Genomic DNA, 16,627 nt, shown 5'->3' with positions numbered 1-16,627 from the left:
AGTTTTTTTAAGGATAACTCTATCCAATTTTGAACCTATAAGGTTCTTTTCATTTCGTGCAATTCTATTTTTTTATCAGCATTGTATCGAAAAGTTTAACTGAATTAAAACATTTTCTATGATTAATAAAATCATTGATTTTTCAATCAATAATAAATTCATTATTGGTTTGCTAACGCTTACCATAATAGGAGCAGGCATTTGGAGTATGACCCAAGTACCCATCGATGCTGTTCCAGATATTACCAATAACCAAGTTCAAGTGATTACGCAAGCACCTAATTTAGGGACCGAGGACATTGAGCAATTTGTAACCTATCCAGTAGAAGTGGCCATGAGTAATTTGCCCCAGGTTCAGGAAATTCGTTCCATTTCTCGTTTTGGTTTATCTGTAGTTACTATAGTTTTCGACGATGATATGGGTACCTATTTACCACGTCAATTAGTGGCTGAAAAACTAAACGAAGTCAAAGACCAAATACCAAATGGTTTTGGTGAGCCCTCAATGGGACCAATTTCTTCAGGTTTGGGAGAAATTTATCAATACACACTTAAAGTAAAACCGGAATATAAAGACAAATATTCGGTAACCGATTTACGAACGATGCAAGATTGGATTGTGCAACGTCAAATGGCAATGGTAGAGGGAGTTGTTGAAGTTAATGCCATTGGTGGCAAAATTAAGCAATATGAAGTCGCTGTCGACCCCAACGAGCTCCAAGCGATCGGCTTAACAATTACCGAGGTTTTTGAAGCCCTTGAAGCCAACAATCAAAACACAGGTGGTGCATATATCGAGAAAAACCATCAAGCTAATTTTATTAGAGGTGAAGGTTTGGTACGAAGCTTAGATGATATTAAAAAAATCACCGTGAAAACCATCAATAATATTCCAATTACCATTGGAGATATTGCTAAAGTACAATTTGGTTCTGCTATTCGTTATGGCGCATTAACCCAAGATGGCGAAGGCGAAGTTGTTGGGGGGTTAGTAATGATGCTTAAAGGTGCAAATTCAAATGATGTTATCGAGAATGTAAAAGAACGAATGGCTCAAATCGAAAAATCATTGCCAGAAGGTGTGATTATCGAACCCCTGTTAGACCGTAGTAAATTAATAGCCGAAACAACTTCAACAGTGTCAGGAAACCTTATTGAAGGTGCACTAATAGTAATATTTGTTCTAATTTTTTTATTAGGTAATTGGAGAGGTGGTTTAATAGTCGCTTCAACAATTCCTTTATCGCTATTATTCGCATTTATACTAATGAATGTGTTTGATGTATGGGCTAATTTAATGAGTCTAGGAGCCATAGATTTCGGTATCATTGTCGACGGGGCAGTAATTATTGTAGAAAGTACTGTTTTTTTAATAGCTTCTCAAGTCTTAAAAAAACGAAAATTGACATCAAAAGAACGTGATACTGTTGCTGCCGATGCTTCAAAAAAAATGATGAATGCTGCATTTTTTGGTCAGTTAATTATTCTAATAGTATTCCTGCCTATATTAGCATTAGAAGGCATTGAGGGCAAGATGTTCAAACCAATGGCATTAACATTTATTTTTGCAATGATTGGAGCCATGGTACTTTGTTTGACGTATGTACCAATGATGTCCGCCTTGATTTTAAGAGCACCTAAAAATAACAAACTGTCGTATGGCGATAAATTTGTGCATTGGGTTGAGGACAAATACCAACCCTTGTTGGTCAAAGCCTTACATAAAGGAAAATGGATTATTGGCATTGCTGTCATGCTATTTGGTATTACAGTCTTTATGTTCACGAAAATGGGTGGAGAATTCATTCCTCAATTGGATGAAGGTGACATTGCCTTCCATGCCATTTTAAAACCAGGAAGTTCCCTTACAGAAACTATTGAAACAACGACAAAAATTGAGCAAATTGTAAAAGCTAAATTTCCTGAAGTCGAAAAAATTGTTAGTCGTATTGGAGTTGCCGAAATTCCAACCGATCCCATGCCTATGGATATTGCAGATGTATTTGTAATACTGAAACCAAAAAGCGAATGGACTACTGTAACATCTAAAGATGAACTCATCGAACAAATGAAAAAAGCCGTAGAAATGGTGCCTGGAGTAAATTATGAATTTACACAACCTATTGAAATGCGTTTTAATGAATTACTTGAAGGTGTTAGAGAAGATATTGCTATAAAACTCTATGGAGAAGATATCAATGTATTGTCGCAAAAGGCAGAAGAAATAAGTAAAATTATAGCAGGTACAGAAGGTATTGGCGATATGAAAGCAGAGGCTACAACCGGATTGCCACAATTAACAATCACCTATAACAGAAATAAATTAGCCCAATATGGACTGCAAATAAATACCTTAAATCAAATCGTTCAAACAGCCTTTGCAGGTGGTACAGCAGGTGTTATTTTTGAAGGTGAAAAGCGATTTGATTTGGTGGTAAGGTTGAATTCTAAAAATCGAATGGATATTTCAGATGTCCAAAATTTATTTATCAATTTACCATCAGGAAATCAAATGCCACTGCGTGAAGTCGCAAATATTAGCTACAAAGCTGGTCCAATGCAAATCAGTAGAGACAATACAAACCGAAGAACTTATGTAGGGATTAATGTAAGAGGTCGTGATGTAAAATCCTTGGTAGGTGAAATTAAAACTAAACTAGATGCAAAATTAGAACTGCCTTCAGGTTATTTTATTCGCTATGGAGGAGCTTTTGAAAATTTAGAGCGTGCCAGTAATCGCCTGCTAACGGTTGTGCCAATAGCGCTTTTACTCATTTTTGTTCTTATTTATTTTGCTTTAAAATCCTTACCTCAAACTTTAATGATCTATATCGCAATTCCTATGGCAACCATTGGTGGAGTCGTAGCATTGTGGTTAAGAGATATGCCATTTAGCATTTCGGCAGGTGTTGGGTTTATTGTTCTGTTTGGTGTTGCTGTTTTAAACGGCTTGGTTATGATTAGTGGACTTAATGAATTAAAAGAGGAGGGCGTAACAAACTTAAAAGATAGAATTGTAGAAGGAACTAAACGAAGAATTAGGCCTATTATGTTAACCGCTTTTACAGATGTTTTAGGCTTTTTACCTATGGCAATTTCAGCATCAGCTGGAGCCGAAGTACAACGGCCTTTAGCAACAGTTGTAATAGGTGGCTTGTTAACTTCTACATTATTAACCTTATTCGTTTTACCTATATTGTATCATTGGGTAGAAAACAAATCATTCCATTTTAGAGCTAACAAAAAAGTAATTACAGTTACTACCATTATAGCTTTTATCTTTTTGTTCCCAATATCTGGAAACGCACAGCAAGAAACAGACAAGTTGCCTACAATTTCTATGCAAGAAGCTGTGAACTTGGCCAAAAAAAACTATCCAAGCTTAAAACAACGACAGCTTGAAATTGATAAGCAGAAACAGTTAAAAGGTACGGCTTTCGATTTTGGTACCACACAAATTTTTACAGGGGGAGAAGAACTAAAGAATGATTCTGGTATTTACACGACTATTGGTCTTGGTCAGTCAAATATTGATGTATTTGGCATAGCACCAAAACAAAAATTATCTGAGCAACGTATTCAATTAGCAGAAAAAGCTTTTCAGCTTTCAGAGTTGGAATTAGAGTTGGAAGTTAAAAAAATGTGGGCAAATGCCTTTAAAAGTAAGCGAAATTATAATCTATATAAAGAGCTGGATTCCATTTATGTAAACTTTGAAAATGCAGTAGCATTAAATTATGAAGTAGAAGCTATATCAAAATTGGAATATTCCGCTGCTAAAAACCAAGTCTTACAGATAAGAAGTAAGTTAATGCAATCAAAAAGTGAATACACTATGGCATTACAGCAATTAAACCTTTGGCTGGTTTCAGATGTACTTTATACGGTATCAGATAACATTGATATAGCGAGCGAAATAAATGTAGAAACCTTTAATTTAGAAGCGCACCCTTTATATGCATTTTCGCAACTTCAAGTAGCAGAAGCCGAAGCAAACTATAAAGCTGCTAAAGCTGAAAACCTGCCAAAATTCAATATTCAAGGTGGCTTGCAAAAAGTTAATGGGAATTCTGGATTTTATACCTATCAAGCAGGTATTTCCATACCGTTTTTATCTGGTACAACTAAATCACAGATTAGAACTGCACAAATCGATAAACAAATTGCCGAAACCAATATGCTGTTTAAACAACAGGAAGTGCAATCTAGATTTAATCAAGCCAAAGAGAATTACAAAAAATGGGAAACGACCTGGCTGTTCTATAAGAATGAGGTATTACCACTTATTAAGGATCAAAAAACAGGAGCTTTGTTTGCTTATCGAGAAGGCGAAATTGATTACTCAGCTTTCACGCAACTTATTAATGAAGCAATTCAATCAGAACTGCAAGCACAAATAGCTTTAGTAAACTATCTAGAAAGCATATTTCAACTACAATATTTTAATCAATAAGAAAATGAAGCCCATAATGGGTATTTGTAAATAAAGGTCAATACACTTACAAAATTTTAGACAATGAAAAATATACTAAATATAATCCTCACACTTTTTATAGTATCAATTATAGCAACAGCGTGCGGAAATAAAGAAAGCCATAAAGAAGGTGATGGTCATGCACATAATGAAGATGCAAAACCAGAAAATGATGACCACCATAATGAAGAAGAAGTGATGCTATCACAAAATCAGTTTGATGCGTTAAAAATGAAAATAGACGCCCTAGCAATGCGTAATATGAGTGGTTATGTAGAAGCCAATGGTACATTAGAAGTGCCTCCGCAAAGTGAAGCGGCAATAACTTCGGTAGTTGGTGCAAATGTCGTATCAATAAAAGTAATTGAAGGTGATAAAGTAAATAAAGGTCAGGTTGTTGCCTATCTATCGCATCCTAACATAATAAAAATACAGACCGATTATTTGAATGCTTTTAGCAACAGTAATTTTTTAAAGAAGAATTTCGAACGTCAACAAAAGTTATATGATGCAGGAGTTGGTTCTGGTGCAAATTTTCAAAAAGCTGAAGCCGAATATGAGGCTTCCAAAGCTATGGTAAATGGTTTGGAGGCCCAGTTGAAACTATTAAATATTAATACGTTAGCTGTACGAAATGGAACTATAGTACAAAGTATTTCATTGCGAAGCCCAATAGATGGTTTTGTTCAAAAGGTTGAAGTCAAAACAGGGCAATTTGTAGAACCCCAAACCGAACTTTTTGAAATCGTAAATACAGATCACGTTCATGCAGATTTAATGGTGTTTGAAAAAGATGTGCATAAAGTAAAAAAAGGTCAAAAAGTAATCTTTAATGTCCAAACAATGCAGGGTGAAGAACTAGCAGCAGAAATCTATTCGGTAAGTAAAACATTTGAAGACAACCCTAAAGCGGTACATGTGCACGCAGAGATTGAAAATAAAAAAAATAGCCTTATTCCCGGAATGTATATACAAGGGAAAATCTTAATAGAAAATTCGGAAATAGTGGCCTTGCCCGAAAGTGCAATAGTAAAAGAGGGTGATAAATTTTTTGCGTTTTCCGCTGAAAGGGAAAATGAAGCATGGGCTTTTAAACCTGTAGAAGTGATTTTGGGCGCAAAAGATGGCGATTGGGTAGCTATCCAATTTGTGGAAGAAATTAAACCAGATATAAAATTTGCTTATAATAATGCCTATTACCTTATAGCAGAAATGAAAAAGGGAGAAGCAGAACACGCACATTAATTATGCAAACAATCGAACAATTATTAGAGTCAAAAAATATTCGCGTTACGGCAATGCGCTTATTAATTTATAAGTTTCTTGTAAATAAACAAGTAGCGGTGACCTTAAGTGATATAGAAAATACTTTTGAAAAAGCAGATAGAACCACCTTGTACAGAACTATTAAAACATTTGAGGAAAATGCTATTGTACATCAGATAGATGATGGAACAGGAATTACAAAATATGCTTTGTGTGAAATTGGATGTAATTGCGAAATTGAAACCGATTTACATTTGCATTTTCATTGCAATAACTGTGGTGAAACCATTTGTTTAACAGAACATAAAATTCCACAAATTAAAGTACCTGAAGGTTTCGTTTCTGAAAACGTAAACTTGGTTGTTAAAGGTGTTTGTGATAAATGTAGCGGACAATAATTGCACTTCCATTGCACGAATTATTAAACTACTTTTAATCAAAAGTATAAGGACATGAAGTTTAATGTAAAAATTCCAAAACATCTTAAACGAGTCTACCATAAAGAATTGAAATATTATCGCTACTATTTAAGAGTTAAGCAGTATAGCAAGGCTTGGTATCATTTAGAAAGAAGTCATATTATTGGCCAATCTTACCCTGTTCAGCACATGAATTCGCATTGGTTAATGCTAAAGTTTGGTTTGATGCAAAAAGATACTAAAGAAGTATTCGGACAAATATTAAGGTTGCTCGTTGGTGGTTTGAAATCATTTATAAACCACGTGCCTCTTGGTAATACCGGAGGTGCCAATGTGCCTCCATTAAAGCCTATGCCTATTCCTGATGATATTAAGAATTTAATGCAAATGAGATGAAAAAAAAGAAAGTCAATTTAAGAGATTTGAAACCAAATTCAGAAGAGCCACATAGTCACGATGATGGTCACAATCATAGTGGCAGTTCAAGTAATATTAAAGCCTATATTCCGGCAATCATAAGTTTTTCAATGCTTATTATTGGTATTGGTTTAGATTATTTTGATGTTAACTTCTTCAAGGATTGGGTGCGTATTATTTGGTATGGCATAGCTTATTTACCAGTGGGGTTACCTGTAGTTAAAGAGGGTTGGGAGAGCATTAATAAAGGTGATGTGTTTACAGAGTTTTTATTAATGTCTATAGCCACTATTGGAGCATTCATTATTGGCGAATACCCAGAAGGTGTTGCGGTTATGTTATTTTACGCAGTAGGTGAGTTATTTCAAAATGCAGCAGTTAACAGAGCAAAAGGAAATATAAAAGCTTTATTGGATGTCAGACCAAATGAAGCCTTAGTATATCGAAATAATGATTATGTATCTGTAAATCCAGAAACGGTTCAAATTGGTGAAAAAGTGCAAGTACGTGTTGGAGAAAAAATCCCTTTAGATGGTATTCTGCTTTCCGACAAAGGTTCATTCAACACAGCAGCATTAACAGGAGAAAGTAAACCAAGTACGATTTTAAAAGGAGAAAAAGTATTTGCAGGAAGTATAAATTTAGATGGTGTCATTGAAATAGAAACTACCAAAGAATTTAAGGATAGTTCTATTGCACGTATTCTCGATATGGTGCAGAATGCAACATCTCGTAAATCTAAAACAGAATTGTTCATTAGAAAATTTGCTAGAATATATACACCAATTGTCGTGTTTTTAGCAATAGGTGTTACGTTGCTGCCGTATTTTTTTGTAGATGATTATGTCTTTAGAGATTGGTTATACAGAGCTTTAATTTTCTTGGTGATTTCTTGTCCCTGTGCTTTAGTAATTTCTATTCCTTTGGGGTATTTCGGAGGTTTGGGCGCCGCTTCAAAAAATGGAATTTTATTTAAAGGCGCTTCGTTCTTGGATGTCATGACCAAGGTAAATACTTTGGTAATGGACAAGACAGGAACGGTTACTAAAGGTGTTTTTAAAATAAAAGAAATCAAAGCTATTGGATGGGATGAAAAAGAATTTATGAAGTACCTAATGGCTATGGAGGAGCAATCCACGCATCCCATCGCAAAGGCTATTTTAGAATATAAAGTTGAAAGTTCAGCTTATAAAGCTTCAGACGTTACTGAAATAGCTGGAAAAGGATTAAAAGGTAACATAAATAGTAAGATTGTTTTAGTTGGAAATAAAGCGTTGATGACTGCTAATAAAATTGATGTACCAACCGAAACCCAATCTATTGTAGAGTCCATTGTATTAGTTGCTATAGATAATAAATTCGCAGGTTATGTGGTTATTGCAGATCAATTAAAAGAGGATGCAAAAGAAACAATTTCTGCCCTACATAAGGTTGGTGTTAACAGTATCATGATGCTCTCTGGTGATAAAGATTCCATTACTCAAAAGGTGGCTTCCGAATTAAATATCGAACATGCCAAAGGCGGATTATTACCTGAAGATAAATTGAAAGAAGTTGAACTTTTAAAGCAAAACCCCGAAAACAAAATTGCATTTATTGGTGATGGTATTAATGATGCGCCAGTTTTAGCAGCAAGTGATATAGGTATAGCAATGGGCGGTTTAGGAAGCGATGTCGCTATTGAAACAGCAGATGTTATTATTCAAACAGACCAACCTTCAAAAGTGGTAAAGGCTATTAAAATTAGTCGTTCCACACGTAAAATCGTTTGGCAAAATATCGTATTAGCTTTTGGGGTAAAAGTAATTGTAATGATTTTAGGAGCAGGTGGTTTGGCTACCATGTGGGAAGCTGTTTTTGCCGATGTAGGTGTGGCATTATTGGCTATTTTGAATGCGGTTAGGTTGCAGCGCATGCATTGGGATTAATAGTTTAAACTTTTGTTAATCAAATCAACATATTATTAAATTTTGTAACTTCGCATTCAGTATGAAGCAAGTAACCCATAAAATAATGTCCGTGTTAATGGCTTTTGTAGTGTTATTCTCTACATTGTCATTTACGCTCAATATGCATTATTGTGGGGGTAATTTGGTTGAAACAGCTATATTCCATAAAGCGAAAGGTTGTGGAATGGAAATGCAAAACCCATTAGCCGAAGGTTGTTCGATTACTAAAAAGAACTGCTGTAATGATGTGCAATTGGTAGTCGATGGTCAAGACGAACTACAACTTCAACTTGACAAAATTACTTTTGAGCAACAAGTTTTTATCGCCACCTTCGTTTACACATACATTAATCTTTTTGAAGGTTTAGATAGTAATGTATCTGCCTTTGAAGAATACAAGCCGCCACTCGTCATAAAAGAAATCTTCAAAATCGACGAGACTTATTTAATTTGATTTTTAAACAATAGACTGTTTTATCCTATGGCTGTATGTCATAAGGATATTTTGTTGTATTCGGTGTTTTCTCAATGCCAATGTCTAACTGTTTAATAATCAAATAATATGCTTAATAAAGCAATCAAATTTCTTATCGAGAATAAACTCGTTGCCGTGCTATTGCTCGTCCTTTTTGTGGGCTGGGGAACGGTAAATGCACCTTTTAATTGGGATACAGGATTTTTGCCAAGTCATCCTGTGGCTGTTGATGCCATACCAGATATTGGCGAAAATCAACAAATAGTATTTACAAAGTGGGATGGTCGTTCACCCCAAGATATAGAAGACCAAATTACTTATCCATTAACCACTTCGTTGCTTGGTATTCCTGGAGTAAAAACCATTCGTAGTTCTTCAATGTTTGGCTTTTCAAGCATCTATATCATATTTGAAGAAGATATAGAATTTTATTGGAGTCGAAGTCGCATACTTGAAAAGCTCAATTCATTGCCAAGTGGGTTATTGCCCGAAGGTGTAAATCCTGCATTAGGTCCAGATGCCACTGGCTTAGGGCAAATATTTTGGTATACGCTGGAGGGACGTGATGAAAACGGAAAAGTTACAGGTGGTTGGGATTTACATGAATTGCGTAGTATTCAAGATTACTATGTAAAGTACGCTTTGTCTTCAGCAAGTGGCGTTTCTGAAGTAGCTTCTATTGGAGGGTATGTTCAGGAGTATCAAGTGGATGTCAATCCGGAGTTAATGCGTCAATATAACATAAGCTTAAATCAGATCGTAAAAGCTGTTAAAAGTAGTAATCAGGATATTGGTGCGCAGACTTTAGAAATCAATCAAGCCGAATATTTAGTGCGTGGCTTGGGCTATGTAAAGTCTATTTCAGACATTGAAAATGCAGTTGTTACTTCCGCAGATTTTACTTCAATTAAAATTAAAGATATTGGTAAAGTATCATTGGGACCAGCAACCCGAAGAGGTTTATTGGATAAGGAAGGTGCAGAAGTCGTTGGTGGTGTGGTTGTGGCACGATACGGTGCTAATCCCATGGAAGTCATTAACAATGTAAAATCACAAATTGAAGAATTGAAAGGAGGGTTGCCAACAAAAGTACTGGCAGATGGCCGCACTTCTCAAGTAACCATTGTTCCATTTTATGACCGAACAGAATTGATTCAAGAAACTTTAGGAACTCTTAATGAAGCATTAACCTTAGAAATATTAATTACTATTCTGGTTATTATTGTGATGGTTTTCAATTTAAGAGCATCCATTTTAATTTCTGGGTTATTGCCTGTTGCTGTATTAATGGTTTTTATTACCATGAAACTGTTTCATGTAGATGCTAATATTGTGGCGCTTTCGGGTATTGCTATCGCTATTGGTACCATGGTAGATGTAGGGGTTATACTTGCAGAGAATATGATTCGCCATCTTGATGATGATAAATTACGCCTGCGAGAAGACGGTACAGCGTTAACTACAAATGAAGTGATATATAATGCAACAGCAGAAGTATCTGGCGCTATTTTGACTGCAGTATTAACTACAATTATCAGTTTTGTTCCGGTATTTACTATGGTTGGAGCAGAAGGGAAACTCTTTAGACCTCTTGCTTTTACTAAAACTATGGCGCTGTCTGCCTCATTAGTTATAGCTTTGTTTTTAATCCCTCCTTTCGCAGCTTATTTATTCAGGAAAACTAGCTTTAAAAGGTCGTATAAATACATTTTAAACGGTGTATTAATAGTCGCAGGAATCGTGTTTATGGCATTTGGTTACTGGTTAGGTGCCATATTAGTGGCTTTTGGGGTTACAGGATTATTGAGTGTATTGGGTAAACTGAACAAAAAAAATAGCAACCTTGTAAATATTATTATTTCATGTGCTGCTATTGTTTTCCTTCTTGCAGAATATTGGAGACCACTAGGTTTTGATAGAAGTATCTTTATAAACTTAATTTTTGTAGCTATTATCTGCTTCGGGATTTTAGGGATATTTTCAATTTTTAGAAAGTATTACGAACAGATTTTAAACTGGGCTTTAGCTAATAAAATTTTGTTTCTAATGATACCAACTACGGTGCTTATTTCTGGAATTTGGATAATGAATAACACAGGAAAGGAATTTATGCCGTCTTTAAATGAAGGTTCGTTTTTGTTAATGCCAACCTCATTACCTCATTCGGGGGTAGAAGAAAACAAAAGAGTACTTCAGCAATTAGATATGGCAGTAGCCACAATTCCAGAAATTGAAACTGTAGTTGGAAAAGCTGGTCGAACCGAATCAGCTTTAGATCCTGCACCTTTGTCAATGTATGAAAATATCATTCAATACAAATCAGAATATCTGCGAGATTCCGAAGGAAAAAAACAACGTTATAAAGTAAATGAGGATGGATTATTTGAGTTACAAGCCGGTGGTTATATAGCAAATCCTAATAACACTAAAAATGTCAATATAAGTGACATCAAAAGTTCTCAATTAATTGAAGATGATAACGGAGAGTTCTACAGAAACTGGCGCCCAGAAATTCAATCACCAGACGATATTTGGAATGAAATTGTTAGAGTTACCAAACTACCTGGTGTTACTTCTGCACCAAAATTACAACCCATAGAAACCAGGTTGGTCATGCTTCAAACAGGTATGCGCGCACCAATGGGCATAAAAGTAAAAGGCCAAGATTTAAAACAAATTGAAGCATTTGGTTTGCAATTAGAAACTCTTCTTAAACAAGCAGAAGGTGTTAAAGTTGAAGCTGTTTTTGCAGATAGAATTGTTGGAAAACCGTATTTGCTAATTGATATTGATAGAGAAAAAATAGCACGCTATGGTGTGTCAATTGAAACGGTGCAAAACGTACTAAAAGTAGCCATAGGAGGTATGGCTTTAACCCAAACTGTTGAAGGTAGAGAACGTTATGCTGTTCGTGTACGTTATCCAAGAGAGTTGCGTGGTAATCCAGAAGCTATAAAAGGTATTTATATTCCTGTTGAAAAAGGAAGTCCTGTGCCTTTAAGTGAATTGGCAACCATCCGGTATGAGCAAGGTCCACAAGTCATAAAAAGTGAAGATACCTTTTTAGTTGGGTATGTGTTGTTTGATAAATTAGATGGGTTTGCAGAAGTTGATGTGGTTGAAAATGCGCAAGCCTTATTTCAGCAGAAAATTGATTCAGGAGCATTGACGGTTCCAAAAGGTATCAGTTATAAATTCACAGGAACTTATGAAAATCAATTAAGAGCAGAAAAAACATTGTCTGTGGTTGTTCCATTAGCCCTGATTATTATTTTCTTAATTCTTTATTTTCAATTTAAATCTGTTACCACCTCATTAATGGTATTTACTGGAATAGCAGTGGCTTTTGCTGGTGGTTTTATTATGCTATGGCTGTATGGTCAAGATTGGTTTTTCAACTTCAGTTTGTTTGGTGAAAACATGAGGGACCTATTTAATATGAAAACGGTCAATCTAAGTGTGGCTGTTTGGGTTGGGTTTATTGCACTTTTCGGTATTGCTACCGATGATGGTGTGGTCATGGCAACATACCTCACGCAAACTTTTGAGCGAGACAAACCAACTGATAAAAAGAATATTAGAATGGCTGCTTTGCAAGCAGCAGGAAAACGTATTCGCCCGTGTTTAATGACAACCGTTACTACAATTTTGGCGCTTTTGCCTGTACTAACATCCACAGGTAAAGGAAGTGATATAATGATACCTATGGCAATTCCAATTTTTGGAGGTATGGTAATTGATATTACTTCTTATTTTATTGTACCTGTTTTATATAGCTGGAGAGAAGAGTTTAAGTTAAAAAGAGTAAACAAATGAAAAGACTAATTTATACACTACTAGGTTTATTCATTTTTAGTATTTCTAATGCACAGGAATTGGAAACACTTGTTAATGAAGCATTGAACAACAATCCAGAAATACAAAAGTTTGAATTGCAATACAGCATAGTTTCAGAAAAAGTCAATGAAGTTAATACCATTCCTAATACAGAATTTGGGGTAGGTTACTTTGTAAGTGAACCAGAAACACGTACTGGGGCGCAGCGATTTAAATTGTCGGCCAAACAAATGATACCCTGGTTTGGTTCAATTACCTCACGAGAAAATTACGTTAATGCTTTAGCTGATGCAAAATTTGAAGATATTGTTATTGCTAAGCGAAAATTAATGGCTTCTGTATCACAATCTTATTATAATTTATATGCTAATAAAGCAAAGCAAGAAGTGTTACAGGAAAATATCAAGTTGTTAGAAACTTATGAAACATTAGCATTAACAGCTGTTGAGGTTGGTAAAGCATCTGCTGTAGATGTATTGCGATTGCAAATGCGTCAAAATGAAATGAAACAATTAAAAGATGTATTGCATCAACAATTTTTAGCTGAACAAACTAAATTTAATAAGCTTTTGAATAGGAAAAGTGATGTCGCTGTAGTGGTAGTAGATAATTTAATGTTGCCTTCAGAAGACTTTGAAATGAGTACAAATAATCTAGAGTTGCACCCAGAATTGTTGAAGTATGATAAACTATATCAATCCATAGAACACTCAGAGTTACTAAATCAAAAAGAAAGTAGCCCAATGATTGGTTTTGGTTTGGACTATATAAATGTAGAGCCAAGACCAGACATGAATTTCTCCGATAACGGTAAAGATATTGTAATGCCTATGGTTACACTTTCAATTCCAATTTTTAATAAAAAATATAAGTCTCAAACGAAACAAAATGTGTTAGCGCAACAAGAATTAAAAACTCAAAAGCAAGAACGTTTAAACATCTTGGAAACACTTTTAAGCAAAGCGATTAACGATCGTATTTCTGCTAGAATAAGTTTTGAAACGCAAACCAAGAATTTAAAACAAGCTAAAGACGCAGAGGATATTTTAATTAAAAGTTACGAAACAGGAACCATAGATTTTAATGATGTTTTAGATATTCAAGAACTACAACTCAAGTTTCAAATGAACCAAATAGAGTCTATCAAAAGTTACTATGTACAAAGCACTATAGTTAATTATTTAATTCAGTAATAATGAAATGAGCGGTTGTATTAATATGAACCTATTAAAGGTTTTTTAAAACAATTAATGACATCTGACCATTGAGAAAATATATAACAACAAATGAAACATACATATCACATACACGGCATGACATGCAACGGCTGTCGCAGTCACGTTGAAAAAACACTGTCTGAAGTTTCAGGTGTGTCAAAGGCGTCTGTTAATTTAGAAAAGGCTGAAGCAACCATCGAAATGGATTCTCATATTCCTTTAGAAACGTTTCAAAAAGCGTTAGAGGAAGATGGCGGCAATTACAGTATTCATAACCAAGGAGAACACCAACATACCAAAGAGGAAAAAGCGCCAAAGCCAAAAGGTAAGGGTACAGGCACATTTTATTGTCCAATGCATTGCGAAGGCGATAAAACTTATAACCAACCAGGAGACTGTCCTGTTTGCGGAATGGATTTGGTTGAAGAACAAAACCTTTCAACTTTAAATTCAGAACAATGGACCTGCCCTATGCATCCAGAAATTATAAAAGATGAAGCAGGTGCTTGTCCTAAGTGTGGAATGGATTTGGTGCCCTTGGAAGCCGATAGTTCAGCAGAAGAGAAAGCCTACAAAAAGTTATTGAAGAAGTTTAAAATAGCCATTGCTTTTACTTTGCCAATTTTCTTAATAGCAATGAGTGAGATGCTTACCAATAATCCATTGTATGACATTATGGAGCAAAAATATTGGAATTGGATTCAATTTGCTCTTTCCATTCCTGTAGTGTTTTATGCAACATGGATGTTTTTTGAGCGTGCCTACAAAAGTATAAAAACATGGAATCTAAATATGTTTACACTTATTGGAATGGGAGCCGGTGTAGCTTGGTTGTTTAGTGTTTTTGGCATGTTTTTTCCAAATGTATTTCCTACACAGTTTAAAACAGAATCGGGTGCAGTGCATGTTTATTTTGAAGCAGCAACAGTAATTCTAACCTTGGTGCTTTTAGGTCAGCTTCTAGAAGCGCGTGCTCATAGTAAAACCAATTCTGCAGTTAAGGAACTATTAAAGTTAGCGCCCAATAAAGCTGTAAAAATAATAGATGGTGAAGAGATTGAAGTCAGTATTGATAAGATCGCATTAAATGATATTCTCAAAGTAAAACCTGGTGATAAAATACCTGTTGATGGTGTGATTACCGAAGGCGAAACAACCATTGATGAATCTATGATAACAGGGGAACCTATTCCTGTGAACAAATCACAAGATGATAAAGTTAGTAGCGGAACCATTAATGGCAATCAATCCTTTTTGATGAAAGCTGAAAAGGTAGGAAGCGATACGTTGCTTTCACAAATCATTCATATGGTTAACGATGCGAGCAGAAGTCGCGCTCCAATTCAAAATTTAGCTGATAAAGTATCTGGATTTTTTGTGCCAGTGGTCGTACTCATTTCTGTAATTACATGTATTGTTTGGGCCATTTGGGGGCCAGAGCCGGTGTATGTATATGCGTTTGTCAATGCCATAGCAGTTCTAATTATTGCATGCCCTTGTGCTTTAGGGTTAGCAACACCAATGTCTGTAATGGTTGGTGTAGGCAAAGGGGCTCAAAATGGTGTGTTAATTAAAAACGCCGAAGCACTTGAGAAAATGGATAAGGTAGATACTTTAATTGTCGATAAAACAGGTACGATCACAGAAGGTAAACCAACAGTAGAGACTATAGGTGCTTTTGGAGCGGATTTCAATGAGAAAGAAGTACTTCAATACATGGTTTCATTGAATACGAATAGCGAACATCCTTTAGCTGAAGCCACTGTGAAATACGGAAAGGAGCATCAGGTAGAAATACTAAAATCAGATAATTTTAGTGCTATCACAGGAAAAGGTGTTGAAGCTATAATTAATGATAAAAAAGTAGCATTAGGAAACCCTAAAATGATGGAATATGCGAAGGCAGACATCACATCTAAAATGGAAGCCAAAGCTAAATCTTATCAAAAGGAAGGTAAAACAGTGTCATATTTATCATTGGGAGAAACTGTTATTGGATATGTTGTTATAGGTGATAAAATTAAAGAAACTAGTGCAAAAGCCATTAAAGAACTTCAAAGTAACGGTATTGAAGTCATCATGTTAACAGGCGATAATTACGATACAGCACAAGCTGTAGCAGCAGAACTTAATTTGGCAGATTTTAAAGCCAGTATGCTTCCAGAAAATAAACTTAAAGAAGTAGAAAAACTTCAAGAAAAAGGAAAAGTAGTTGCCATGGCAGGTGATGGTATTAATGATGCACCAGCTTTGGCTAAAAGTGACATTGGTATTGCCATGGGAACGGGTACATCTGTAGCTATTGAAAGTGCCATGATAACATTGGTTAAAGGTGACTTACATGGTATTGTGAAAGCAAAAAACTTGAGTCATGCTGTTATGAGAAATATTAAAAAGAATTTATTTTTTGCCCTCATTTATAACACTTTAGGAGTGCCTATTGCAGCGGGAGTGTTATTTCCATTTTTTGGCATTTTATTGTCTCCAATGATTGCAGCATTAGCCATGAGTTTCAGCTCGGTTTCAGTAATAGCAAATGCTTTAAGATTAAGAACAATTAAAATTTAACTATA

At 35.2% G+C, this 16,627-nt stretch carries 9 protein-coding genes; all 9 read left to right on the top strand.

Annotated features, from left to right (window positions below):
* The first annotated feature begins 118 nt into the window (after positions 1-118).
* The 9 genes from H6X70_RS12975 (at position 119) to H6X70_RS12935 (ending at position 16,622) form a co-directional block, all read left to right on the top strand.
* Positions 119-4,453: a CusA/CzcA family heavy metal efflux RND transporter gene (locus H6X70_RS12975; RefSeq protein WP_194768123.1), complete on the top strand. Its 4,335-nt coding sequence runs from the start codon at positions 119-121 to the stop codon at positions 4,451-4,453.
* A 63-nt stretch (positions 4,454-4,516) separates the two neighbouring features.
* Positions 4,517-5,719 carry an efflux RND transporter periplasmic adaptor subunit gene (locus H6X70_RS12970; RefSeq protein ID WP_194768122.1) on the top strand — a complete coding sequence of 401 codons (1,203 nt, stop codon included), beginning with the start codon at positions 4,517-4,519 and terminating at the stop codon, positions 5,717-5,719.
* A gap of 2 nt (positions 5,720-5,721) precedes the next feature.
* Positions 5,722-6,138: a Fur family transcriptional regulator gene (locus H6X70_RS12965; protein WP_068603888.1), complete on the top strand. Its 417-nt coding sequence runs from the start codon at positions 5,722-5,724 to the stop codon at positions 6,136-6,138.
* 54 nt (positions 6,139-6,192) lie between these two features.
* Entirely contained in the window at positions 6,193-6,555 is a 363-nt protein-coding gene (locus H6X70_RS12960; RefSeq protein WP_194768121.1) for a DUF3703 domain-containing protein, read from the top strand.
* A complete protein-coding gene (locus H6X70_RS12955; RefSeq protein WP_194768120.1) occupies positions 6,552-8,504 on the top strand; it encodes a heavy metal translocating P-type ATPase in 1,953 nt (650 codons plus the stop codon). Before H6X70_RS12960 ends, H6X70_RS12955 begins: the two co-directional genes overlap by 4 nt.
* Before the next feature lie 61 nt (positions 8,505-8,565).
* A complete protein-coding gene (locus H6X70_RS12950; protein ID WP_082935956.1) occupies positions 8,566-8,979 on the top strand; it encodes an HYC_CC_PP family protein in 414 nt (137 codons plus the stop codon).
* A gap of 108 nt (positions 8,980-9,087) precedes the next feature.
* Positions 9,088-12,816, top strand: coding sequence for an efflux RND transporter permease subunit (locus tag H6X70_RS12945; RefSeq protein WP_194768119.1), 3,729 nt, complete (start codon positions 9,088-9,090; stop codon positions 12,814-12,816).
* Positions 12,813-14,030, top strand: coding sequence for a TolC family protein (locus H6X70_RS12940; RefSeq protein ID WP_068603881.1), 1,218 nt, complete (start codon positions 12,813-12,815; stop codon positions 14,028-14,030). Before H6X70_RS12945 ends, H6X70_RS12940 begins: the two co-directional genes overlap by 4 nt.
* A 93-nt stretch (positions 14,031-14,123) precedes the next feature.
* Positions 14,124-16,622, top strand: coding sequence for a heavy metal translocating P-type ATPase (locus tag H6X70_RS12935; RefSeq protein ID WP_194768118.1), 2,499 nt, complete (start codon positions 14,124-14,126; stop codon positions 16,620-16,622).
* The last annotated feature ends 5 nt before the right edge of the window (positions 16,623-16,627 follow it).

It is taken from the genome of Tamlana sp. I1 (genome assembly GCF_015355625.1).
GTDB lineage: Bacteria > Bacteroidota > Bacteroidia > Flavobacteriales > Flavobacteriaceae > Pseudotamlana.
Note: the sequence above shows the minus strand (reverse complement) of the source record. Positions and strands in the feature narration are given on the sequence as shown.